This is a genomic window from Leisingera sp. XS_AS12 (assembly GCF_041224635.1).
In the GTDB taxonomy this organism is placed as follows: Bacteria; Pseudomonadota; Alphaproteobacteria; order Rhodobacterales; family Rhodobacteraceae; genus Leisingera.
Map to the genome: position 1 here is coordinate 1 of NZ_JBGFGM010000054.1, position 1271 is coordinate 1271.

Annotated in this window: 3 protein-coding genes; 2 read left to right on the forward strand and 1 reads right to left on the reverse strand. The window is 55.1% G+C overall.

The features are described 5' to 3' along the window. Positions 1–448, forward strand: a 448-nt coding sequence (locus AB9K35_RS02070; protein ID WP_369924222.1) for a hypothetical protein, incomplete at its 5' end; no start/stop codon positions are given. 88 nt (positions 449–536) lie between these two features. Continuing rightward, positions 537–689 (forward strand): hypothetical protein, encoded by a 153-nt coding sequence (locus AB9K35_RS02075; protein WP_369924223.1) that lies wholly within the window; start codon positions 537–539, stop codon positions 687–689. A 217-nt stretch (positions 690–906) separates the two neighbouring features. On the opposite strand, the gene AB9K35_RS02080 is transcribed toward AB9K35_RS02075, so the two are convergent. Next, the coding region (locus tag AB9K35_RS02080; protein WP_369924224.1) for a hypothetical protein at positions 907–1271 on the reverse strand (365 nt) is incomplete at its 5' end.

Genomic DNA, 1271 nt, shown 5'->3' on the forward strand with positions numbered 1-1271 from the left:
TGAGCTGCACATCACCCTGTCCAAGGATGATGAGACTTATGACGCGGAAATTGATCCCCGGCTGAATGTATTCATTGATGCACTGATCCTCAGGGGGTGTGACGAGGCCTGGCTCGACCAGATGCGCAACGGCTGCCTGAAGTCCAATCGGCCGCTCTTCGTTCGAAACGACGGGGTAGGTGTGGGCTACAATTATATATCCGATTGCTGGCGCAGTGTTTTCGGAACCGGCGAGCATATTGCCCGCACCATCCTGCATACCTTTCTGGGTATTGAGTTGGGGGCTGCCGGAACGGACATGGCCCTGGCGGCCAACGGCCAGAAATCACCAAGGACAGCCGCGGACTACCAGGACCAAATGGTTGCAAAAGCACAGCGCCTGCAAGGACAGAAAGCCTTTGAGGATATGGTCGGCGGCGTGAACTTGAAGCTCTTTGAATTCACCTGAAACGGGCTTGGACGCGAGCTTTTCAGCGCATCCCTCGAGGTGAGAATGCGCTGAAAAGCGTCCTCCAACCCTGAGAAAAGGAAGAACCATGGACCCTGTTTTCATCGATTTCGAAGCGTCAAGTCTGGCGCCCAAAAGCTGGCCCATCGAGGTTGGTATCGCTTGGGTGGACAGCGGTCGGGTTGCTGCCGAGGCGAAACTCAGGGATCAGGGAAAGCAAGGAATGAGGCTTGAATGGTGATGATGCCGAAGGAGAATTTGATTATCTGGCCGAACCCACAATCACGAAGAGATCGAAGACCTTTGTTTTCCGCGCAGTCTTCAAGTTGAGACCGCGCAGAAAACAAAGTCATTCGAAAACTGAAAAGGAACAAAACAGCGACGCTCCGCCCCCTTCTTGAGCTGCCCTGAGTGGCAGCAAACCACTAACAAGGAGTCGCGCTATGCACACATCCCCTTCACCTGCCGTTCAGGCCCTCTTTCTCTTTCTTTCCGAGAACAATGAGGGCCTGCAGAATGCTGCCCTCGTTTTGGGGGGCGGAAAGGCCCTGAATCGCGTTCAATATCTGCTGGATCATCTCGGATTGACCCGGCAGCTGAGCCGCCGTGCCCGTCTCGATCTCGTCGCCCTGCACGAGCTGTTCACTCTGAAATACGTTGGTGACCCGCTGCGCCTCGAAACCGCGCTCTTCGCAGAAATCGATCCCATGGATCCGATGGTTGAGGAGATCTGTCTTTTGACAGACCGCCTGGAAGATCACATGCGCGCCATCGATGCGGCGTCTGATCTGCCAGTCTTCGATTTCGACATCGCTGCATGAGG